The organism is Fibrobacter succinogenes (assembly GCF_902779965.1).
Classification (GTDB): Bacteria; Fibrobacterota; Fibrobacteria; order Fibrobacterales; family Fibrobacteraceae; genus Fibrobacter; species Fibrobacter succinogenes_F.
In genome coordinates, this window is the sequence record NZ_CACZDK010000057.1 from 1 (window position 1) to 9,414 (window position 9,414).

Annotated in this window: 9 protein-coding genes and 1 pseudogene; 5 read left to right on the forward strand and 5 right to left on the reverse strand. The window is 47.9% G+C overall.

All coding sequences use genetic code 11. The features are described 5' to 3' along the window. Positions 1–46 precede the first annotated feature (46 nt). A complete protein-coding gene (locus tag HUF13_RS16605) occupies positions 47–313 on the forward strand; it encodes a hypothetical protein (RefSeq protein ID WP_173476145.1) in 267 nt (88 codons plus the stop codon). A 180-nt stretch (positions 314–493) separates the two neighbouring features. Here the strand turns inward: HUF13_RS16605 and HUF13_RS16610 are convergent, their stop codons facing one another. Further along, the gene (locus tag HUF13_RS16610; RefSeq protein WP_173476146.1) at positions 494–1,780 is read right to left on the reverse strand and encodes an ATP-binding protein; all 1,287 of its coding nucleotides are present in this window, start codon (positions 1,778–1,780) and stop codon (positions 494–496) included. Positions 1,781–1,962: 182 nt separating this feature from the next. Beyond that, a complete protein-coding gene (locus HUF13_RS16615) occupies positions 1,963–2,484 on the reverse strand; it encodes a phospholipase D-like domain-containing protein (RefSeq protein WP_163442595.1) in 522 nt (173 codons plus the stop codon). 475 nt (positions 2,485–2,959) lie between these two features. On the opposite strand from HUF13_RS16615, the gene HUF13_RS16620 reads away from it, so the two are divergent. The 4 genes from HUF13_RS16620 (at position 2,960) to mnmA (ending at position 8,242) form a co-directional block, all read left to right on the forward strand. Then, positions 2,960–3,973 carry an Rpn family recombination-promoting nuclease/putative transposase gene (locus tag HUF13_RS16620; protein WP_173476147.1) on the forward strand — a complete coding sequence of 338 codons (1,014 nt, stop codon included), beginning with the start codon at positions 2,960–2,962 and terminating at the stop codon, positions 3,971–3,973. Positions 3,974–4,561: 588 nt separating this feature from the next. After that, on the forward strand, positions 4,562–5,848 hold the full coding sequence (locus HUF13_RS16625; RefSeq protein WP_173476148.1) for an O-acetylhomoserine aminocarboxypropyltransferase/cysteine synthase family protein: 1,287 nt from the start codon (positions 4,562–4,564) through the stop codon (positions 5,846–5,848). 119 nt (positions 5,849–5,967) lie between these two features. Next, positions 5,968–6,900, forward strand: a complete 933-nt coding sequence (cysK, locus tag HUF13_RS16630; RefSeq protein WP_173476149.1) for a cysteine synthase A — start codon at positions 5,968–5,970, stop codon at positions 6,898–6,900. A gap of 244 nt (positions 6,901–7,144) precedes the next feature. Continuing rightward, entirely contained in the window at positions 7,145–8,242 is a 1,098-nt protein-coding gene (gene mnmA, locus HUF13_RS16635; RefSeq protein ID WP_173476150.1) for a tRNA 2-thiouridine(34) synthase MnmA, read from the forward strand. A gap of 9 nt (positions 8,243–8,251) precedes the next feature. Here mnmA and HUF13_RS16640 read toward each other — a convergent pair whose 3' ends face one another. From HUF13_RS16640 to nifH, 3 genes and pseudogenes are all read right to left on the reverse strand, one after another. Then, a complete protein-coding gene (locus HUF13_RS16640; RefSeq protein WP_173476151.1) occupies positions 8,252–8,653 on the reverse strand; it encodes a DUF2442 domain-containing protein in 402 nt (133 codons plus the stop codon). Positions 8,654–8,658: 5 nt separating this feature from the next. Then, positions 8,659–8,850, reverse strand: coding sequence for a hypothetical protein (locus tag HUF13_RS16645; RefSeq protein WP_173476152.1), 192 nt, complete (start codon positions 8,848–8,850; stop codon positions 8,659–8,661). A 26-nt stretch (positions 8,851–8,876) separates the two neighbouring features. Then, positions 8,877–9,414: pseudogene (gene nifH / locus HUF13_RS16650) on the reverse strand (nitrogenase reductase); the annotation flags it as partial.

The window sequence follows — 9,414 nt, forward strand, 5'->3', positions numbered from 1 at the left end:
TATTTGACGCCTACGGCGTCCGCGGCGGCGGCTCGGTAATAAAAATATGCAAGCATATTTTTGCAACGCTCGCCTTGCACGCTTATTAAAACATTGGTTCAATGGCGAAGCCAAGGAGCAATTCAAGATGGATTTCAAGAAATGCAGCGAAGTATACGGCTACAAGTCCATTGCCGAAGTGGAGGAAGAAGAACATGCAGAAAAGCTTCAAAGTATCGCCAAAGCCATGTTTGATGCTGGCAAAATAACTCGTGAAGATGCAACACACTTCTTCGACATACCTAAAGAAAAAAATGATTCTTGGGCACGTTAGAACAATTATCGTTCATAGCCACTGAACTTACTTCAGGGGCTTCTTTTTTTCATAAAACAGCTCTCAATTCATAGCAGTTCGAGCTATTGGCAGCCGCTTTGCTAAAAAATATTTTTAGTAAAGGTTTAACGTTATCGTGAAGTGGTTGCGGGGAAGCTTACACTTCAAGCTGAGGATTATCTATACATTTCCAGACCCAATACACCACTCTAGGGCATTTCGTATGCGGATAGTCTTGCCTTTTACAAGTTCGTCGCGACTTTCTTCAAAACACACCAACGTCAGGCTATCACATCGCAGACTTTCTGATGCGTTTATCAAAGCCGAAGTTTCTCGATTGAATGTTTTGGTCGATTCAATCTCGTATGCAACTTGCACAAGTTCCTTGGCTTTACCTTGCCTGCAAACAACAAAATCAACTTCTTTAGATTGCGATGAGTGCTTGTAGTAGTAAACATCGTCAAACTCCTTTGCGACACGACGCAACAGCTCGATGTAAACCATATTTTCAAGTCGCCAGCCCAGGTTCTCTTGCGAGAGAGCATTTTCGCAATTCGCAACGAACCCCGTATCAATCACATAAGCCTTGTTGTTACGGAGCCGGACTTTGCTCTTGAACGAATGTTTGCTCAACAGCCCAATCAAGAAAGCCTGTTTAAGATAGTCCACGTATTTTATGGCGGTCGTGGTGCTGTTCAGTCCAAAATTCTCAGCCAGGGATTTGTAATTGACCTCTTGGCAAGAATTGTTGATTATGTGATTCGCGATGGTACGGAGAACTTCGGCATGGCGGATTTTGAATCGCCCCGCAATATCCTTTAGTATTATCGAATCGAATAAGCTTTGTATGTAAGCACGTTTGTTGTTAATGTTTTGCAGTTCTGGGAACCCGCCATATTGCAGATATTCAAGAAATGCCGATTTTCGGGCCGCCTCTGCCTTAGTCGTAACATCTTGCAGATTTACCTGATGAAAGGAACAGTACTCCGCAAACGAAAGCGGATAGAGACGAATTTCATTGTAACGTCCGGTCAGATGCGTAGCAAGCTCACTACTCAGCAGCTTTGCGTTGGAGCCTGTAACAAACACGTGCAATCCCTGTCGCAAAAGACGGTTCACAAACAAATGCCAACCATCGACATTTTGAATTTCATCGAGGAGTATGTACTGGATATCCGTACCGTAGAGTTGATAAAGGCAAAGCAGAAGTGTGTTCAAATCTTCTACGGTAAGCGACATCAGACGGTCATCGTCAAGGTTTGCATAGGCATAGTTAATTCCGTGATCCTGCAGCACCTTATGGCAAAGCGTCGATTTTCCGCTGCGGCGAACACCGATGACCACCTGTGCAAGCGAACTATCCAGCTCAAACAGGGCTTCTTCACTACGAGACACCCAGGAATCACGCCTGATTGTGATTTCTTCTTTCTGTTCCGCAATAACCTGTAGTAGCTTTTTTTCGTCCATAAGGCACCTCTTAATGGACTAAAATATATATTTTTATTCACCAAAATGGACTAAAATACAGAAAATAGTTCATTATAATGGACTAAAATACAATTTCAGTACATTTTTGGCAAAATTCGACAATTTTCACAACATTCCAAAACCCCAAAGCTGGCCCGAGGCATTCGAACAGCTGGATAGCACTATTTTATCCTATCTCCGCAGAATTCCTGGCGGCCGCATTTTTCGCAGTGGGCGCCCATCCAAAGCGTGTCGAATTGTTCGATGGCGGGTTCGACGATTTGCGGGTCGTTCGTGAGGATTCCCGCTTCAAAGTTGCGACGGAGGGAACTTTTCATGCCGATGCCTGCGCCTGTCAAGTTTGCAGAGCCGATGTAGGCAGTTTCAAGATCGAAAATCATCATCTTGAAATGCACTCGCGGGCACATGACGCGTTCGAGATCGGTCGCAAGAATCTTATAGCGGTCGAAATCTTCGCGAAAGTTCGGGCCGGGTTCCTTGGCGTGAATGAGCCGCACGCCTACGCCGCGCTTGAGGAGTCCTGCGAGTTGTCCGAGCAGCGGGATTGATTCGCCGTTCTGCTTCACATATACGTCCTTGATGTCGGCGGTGCCAATCCAGAGCGTTTCGCGGACTGTCGCGATACGGGAAATCACTTCGGAATAGTGTTCTTCGTTTTGGATGTACTTGGTGAAGGTCGGCATAACATCAAATATACATTCCGCAAAAGGGTCTCTTGCATGCTCTACAAATTATTTATATATTCATTTTCGTAGAGCATTAATCCCGCTGACAGCGTATTCGATTGACGCCTTTGGCGTCCGTGCCTTCGTCTCGGTCATGGTTTCTAAACAAGCTTAAAACCGCGACGCTCGACTTGGCACTTTCCGGGCGGGTTGTTTAACTCTCTGCTTGACGTCGACCTCCCTTTGCTTGCTTGACAGGCACGCGATTCGAGGCAGCGTACACCCTATGGGGAAACTGGCCCCCTGACGATCAACGTAGAGCACCTTCCATAGCCTTCGAGGCGTGGGAAACAACAATCTGTCATAACAGGTTTGTGAATAGGTGTCTTGCGTTTATTTTGCGTCATCCATTCATAAACTATCAACGAATCACGGGAATTCATTCTATATGGATTTTCCGCCAAACGCCGATTTATTCGGCAAAGGAAACATTATGAATAGGGAACAATACGCAGAAATGCTCCGTACTATCAGCGAAGTACATAAGGCTGGAGACGATATCCACAAGTGCATTACGGAATATCGCGAAAAATATAAATACGTCTATATCTACAACGATTCTATCTTTAAAATGTTGTTTGGAAATCCGAATAACATGAGGATGACGGCAAGTTTTTTGAACGCCATCCTCAAGTTGGATGGGGGCGACTGCATCGATAATCTTACTTTTGTGAACCCGGCGGTTGATGGGGCATTTGTCAAGACAACAACTTCGGATATTGTAGCCGAGAACAAGCGTTTGGAACGCATTGTCCTGGAGGTTCAGCATGTCGAAGACGAAACTTACAGCGACCGCCTAGTGTTTTATACGGCAAAGCACACTATTGCAAGCAAGCCACGTGGCGATAGCTACTGGTTGCGTGACTTGAACCTTATCAGTTTGCAGATGTTCAATGGGTTCCCGAATTCCAAGAATTATCGCCACAGCATCCGTCTCAAGAATCAGGACAACGAGGAATTTTTCAAGAAGCAGACGGTCACGCTTGTTGAAATTCCCAAGTTTCTCAAGGGTGATTATGCTTCGGACGAAAGTCTTTTGGCTCAGTGGCTTAGGGTTATTGACGGGCTCAACAACGAGACTCCGGTTGCCGTGCCAGAAGAATCGATGCTCGCGCTATTGCAGAAAAAGGCGGAATTGAGTATCTTTACTGAAGAGTTTTTAGTAAGTGAGGCTATGGCTATGAGCGATCGCCAATATGAAATGTATGTAGAGAAAAAACATGCCCGCAAAGAAGGACTTGAAGAAGGTCGTGCTGAAGGCCGAGCAGAAGGCCGAGCAGAAGGTCGTGCCGAGGGACGTGCAGAAGGGCTGACCGAAGGCGCCACAGCCAAGGCTCGCGATATGGCGAAGAAAATGCTTCAGAAGAATAAGCCTATTGAAGAAATCATCGAATTTACGGAGCTCTCTGAGGCAGAAGTTCTTTCAATCAAGGCGTCTCTCACCTAAATTATTTCATTAAGAAACATTCAGCAGACGACATTTGTTCGTCTGCTTTTTTTTGCATCGGGGTTTTAGGGGTGTCCCCTAGGCGTGGGAGTGCGTGAAAGACGAAGGGAGATCCCCGCCTTCGCGGGGATGACATTCGGCTGTAACCAGGGGGATTCCTCCCCCACCCATTTTCTTATTAGAAAAACTTTGAGGCATTTCCCAAGTGATTTTCATGCGTTTTTCGGCTAAAACGGCCTTGCTATTGCCAAAATCATGGTCTTGTTATAGCGAAAAGCTATAAGAACAGCAATTTTCTTAAAAATTTTTATAATTCACCCTACTTTCCTATTGGAGTAGTAGGTTTAAGTTTTTAAATTAAACCCGTCAAACGAACGAGGCACCCCGAAAGGGAAAAGCCTGGAGGATTTCGCTATGCGATGTCGAATGTGTAATCTAGCCGAAGGCAAGCAGGCCTAATACCGCAAAAAATTTAACGCTCAAATTTGAGCAAACCGATTAACAATCGCGTCGCCCGACGCCAACAGTAACAAAACGATCGGGCGATTGCGATATCTCGCGCAAAGGCGCACAAGGAATTATAATACTATGACGACTCAGAACAAGCTCCATTTCGAAACTCTTCAGCTCCACGTTGGTCAGGAACAGGCAGACCCGGCAACCGATTCTCGCGCAGTTCCTATATACCAGACCACTTCTTACGTGTTCCACAACGCTCAGCACGCTTCTGACCGTTTCCATCTGAAGGATGCAGGCAACATTTACGGCCGCCTCACCAATACCACGCAGGACGTTTTTGAAAAGCGCATCGCTGCTCTCGAAGGCGGTATCGCAGGCCTCGCAGTCGCTTCTGGCGCAGCTGCTCTTACTTATGCCATCACGGCTCTCGCTCGCAAGGGTGACCATGTGGTTGCACAGCGCTCCATTTACGGCGGCACTTACAACCTTTTGGAACATACGCTTTCCAAGTTCGGCATCGAGACGACTTTCGTTGACATCCACAACTTGAAGGAAGTCGAAGGCGCTATCAAGGACAACACGAAGCTCGTCTTTATCGAAACTCTCGGCAACCCGAACTCCGACATCCCGGATATCGAAGCCATTTCCGAACTCGCTCACAAGAACAAGATTCCGGTCGTGATCGACAACACCTTCGGTACTCCGTACTTGATTCGTCCGCTCGAACATGGTGCTGATATCGTCGTGCATTCTGCAACGAAGTTCATTGGCGGTCACGGTACGACTCTCGGCGGCGTGATTGTTGACGGTGGCAAGTTTGATTGGGCTGCATCTGGCAAGTTCCCGCAGTTCACCGAAACGAACCCGAGCTACGGTGTGCCTTTCACGGCAGCAGCTGGCGCAGCAGCTTACATCGTTTACATCCGCGCTATCCTTCTCCGTGACGAAGGTGCAGCAATTTCCCCGTTCAACGCATTCCTTCTCTTGCAGGGCACTGAAACGCTTTCGCTCCGTCTTGACCGTCATGTGGAAAACACCAAGAAGGTTCTCGAATTCCTCTCGAAGCACCCGAAGGTCGCTAAGGTCAACCACCCGAGCTTTGCAGATCATCCGCAGCACGCTCTCTACCAGAAGTACTTCCCGAACGGTGCCGGTTCCATCTTCACGTTCGATGTGAAGGGCGGCCAGGCAGAAGCCTTCAAGTTCATCGACGGCCTCAAGATTTTCAGCTTGCTCGCTAACGTTGCCGACGTGAAGAGCCTCGTTGTTCATCCTTATACAACGACCCACTCCGAACTCACTCCGGCTGAACTTGCCGAAGCTGGTATCTCTCCTGCAACGATCCGTCTCTCCATCGGTACGGAACACTACGAAGATATCATCAACGACCTCGCACAGGCTCTTGACCAGATTTAACAACAACAGTAGACAGTAGGAAGTAGACGGTAGGAAGTTATAGCAAGATAAACTTCACCGCAAGCAAAAATCTTCCTACTTCCTACTTCTAACTTTTAACTAAATAAAAGGATTCTACCATGTCAAAGATTTACTCTTCTGCTGACCAACTTATCGGTCATACCCCGCTTCTTGAACTTTCCCACATCGAAAAGGAAAACAATCTCGAAGCTAAGATTGTGGCAAAGCTTGAATATTTCAACCCGGCTGGATCTGTCAAGGATCGTATTGCTAAGGCAATGATTGACGATGCCGAAGCTTCAGGCAAGCTTAAGCCGGGTTCAGTGATTATCGAACCGACTTCTGGTAACACCGGTATCGGCCTCGCTTCTGTCGCAGCGGCTCGCGGCTACCGCATCATCATCGTGATGCCGGAAACCATGAGTATCGAACGTCGCCAGCTCATGAAGGCTTACGGTGCAGAACTTGTTCTTACCGAAGGAGCCAAGGGCATGAAGGGTGCAATCGCTCGCGCAACGGAACTCTCTCAGGAAATTCCGAACAGCTTTATCCCGGGCCAGTTCGTGAACCCGGCAAACCCGGCCGCTCACAAGGCTACGACCGGTCCGGAAATCTGGGAAGATACCGATGGTAAGGTTGATATTTTTGTCGCTGGTGTTGGCACTGGTGGAACTGTTACGGGTGTTGGCGAATATCTCAAGTCCAAGAATCCGAACGTAAAGATTGTTGCTGTTGAACCGGAATCTTCGCCGGTGCTCTCCAAGGGCACGGCTGGTCCGCACAAGATCCAGGGTATTGGCGCAGGCTTTATCCCGGATACTTTGAACACCTCTGTCTATGACGAAGTGCTCCCGGTCAAGAACGAAGACGCATTCGCCGCAGGCAAGGCTATCGCCAAGGCAGAAGGCATCCTCGTCGGTATCTCTTCTGGTGCAGCTCTCCACGCCGCCATCGAAATTGCAAAGCGTCCGGAAAACAAGGGCAAGAACATCGTCGCACTCCTCCCGGATAGCGGTGACCGTTACCTCTCCACTCCGCTCTTCGCTGACTAATAAGTAGGCAGTAGGAAGTAGACGGTAGGAAGTGATTAGATAGATTGAAAAATATTCGGTAAGTGCTTCGCGGTTCCATTCGCCTCGCAGTAGAAACCGAAAAAAACATTAAGATGATTCATTATTGAGTGAAAAACGCTAGAAGGTTCCATTCGCCTATCTAGCGTTTTGCGCGTCATGGTAGGCAGATGGCGGGTCATTTCCGCCATGACGTTAAACTTCAACAACCAACAACTAAGAACTAATGACTAACAAACGTGTTGCGGTTGGATTATCGGGCGGTGTGGATTCCGCCCTTTCGGCGTATTTATTGAAGAAGCAAGGCTACGATGTGATCGGCATGACGATGGCCACGTGGGACGGTTCCGTGAACATGCCTGTCGTCGAAGGGCGCGAAGGCTGTTACGGCCCCAGCGAAGACAAGAATATCGAAGAAGCAAAACTTGTCGCAGAACGCCTTGGAATTCCACATTATGTTGTTCCGGTCGCCGAAGAATACAAGCACAGGGTTCTCGATTATTTCCGCGCGGAATACCGTGCTGGGCGAACGCCGAACCCGTGCGTGCGTTGCAATCAGAATATCAAGTTCGGAGCGCTGTTGCATGCAGCACGCAAGATGGGAATCGAGTTCGACTATTTTGCGACAGGGCATTATGCGCGACTCGACTTTATTAATCCGGATGTTCCGTTTTTGTACGAAGCGTTTGACGAGCACAAAGACCAGACCTACTTTCTTTCACGGCTCACGGCGGAGCAGCTTTCGACGGTGATTTTTCCGCTAGGCGGCATGCAGAAAGCCGAAGTGAAAGCGCTTGCCAAGGAAATCGGCTGGGACGATTTCGCTACGAAACGCGAAAGCCAAGACTTTATCGAATGTGGCGATTACTCGGTGCTGTTTGACGAGAGCGACAACGTGCCCGGAGATTTTGTCGATGTGAACGGAAAAGTTCTCGGGAAGCACAAGGGAATTGTGCATTACACGATTGGGCAACGCAAGGGACTCAACATTGGCGGACAAGCGGAACCACTTTACGTCGTGGCAATAGATGCGCACCACAACCAGGTCGTTCTCGGCCCGCGAAGTGCTTTGAGCTGCACGGAAGTTTCCGCCATCGATTTGAACCTGATGGTTTCGGAAACATCGCCGTTATTGAAGGAACCGCTCACAGCACACATTCGCCTCGGACATAAAGGTGCTACGGCAAGAATTACGGAAATCGATACTGCCACCGGCAAGATCCGCGTGCGATTTGACGAACCGCAATTCGCATCGGCTCCAGGACAAGTGCTTGTGCTCTATGCAGACAAAGGCGTAGTCGCAAGCGCAATCATCGGGAAGTAAAAGGGCGGATCAAATTTCCAAAAGTTCTCGCCCGATTTTACGGATTTCTTCACGAATAAGTTTTTCACGTTCCACAGACGGCTTTTTGGAACCGTTCATATACGCAGCCATCAACGACTGCTGTATTCCTAGCCGTCTTGCCACTTCGGACATATTAAGCGATTTAAATTTCGCCGAGCCACGCAACGGATATGCTTGCGGTTCAAAAATGCTATCGTAAGATAAATCTTCGTCTATTTCATCCCAGCGCAAGCCACCAAAAGACAATCTGAAAGCGGCACGTTGTTCCGCACTAGCAGAACGAAGTCGTTCCGAGTCACGGAATCTCAAAAGGGCTGTGCGCCCATCCTTTGCCGTTAGCAAAATTCCGCCCCTCACGAGTTCAGCGCTTTCGATGTCTCTTTTATGCATATTATTTAAGCAATGCCAGCATTTATATCTACTTTGAATTTAGGATATAATTTTATATCCATCAATATAGTGTTACCTTTTTTTGAAGTTTTTGAGACTTCTATATTTTTAACACGCTTTTTTCGGAGATTTGGCCCACTATTTTTTTGTAAAAAATTCGCAAAAAAAATCTTACCCGATTGGGTAAGATTTTTCACTTTGAGATAGTTGGCAAAAAAAAATTTTAAATGGAGTAGTCCTTTTCCATCATGCCGTAGTCGATGAGAATTTGTTCCAAGCGGTCCTGCGTCATCGGAGTCGGGATAGTGAAGAGTTCGTTTTCGTCGATATTCTTGGCAAGTTCGCGATAGACGTTAGCTTGGCTGCAATTCGGTTCGAAGTCAATCACGGTCTTCTTGCGGATTTCGGCCTGCTGCACGATGTTGTTGCGCGGCACGTACTGGATGAGCTGCGTATTGAGTTCCTTGGTGAATGCGCGGAGCAAGTCAAGTTCGTTATCGACGTTACGGCTGTTGCAGATGATACCGCCGAGGCGCACTTCGCCGCGTTCAGCGTATTTTGCAATACCCTTACAAATGTTGTTTGCAGCGTAGAGGGCCATCATTTCGCCAGAAGCCACGATGTAGATTTCCTTGGCCTTGCCTTCACGAATCGGCATGGCGAAGCCACCGCACACAACGTCACCGAGCACATCGTAGAACACGTAATCGAGATCTTCGGTGTAAGCGCCCAGCTGTTCGAGCATGCTGATGGAAGTGATG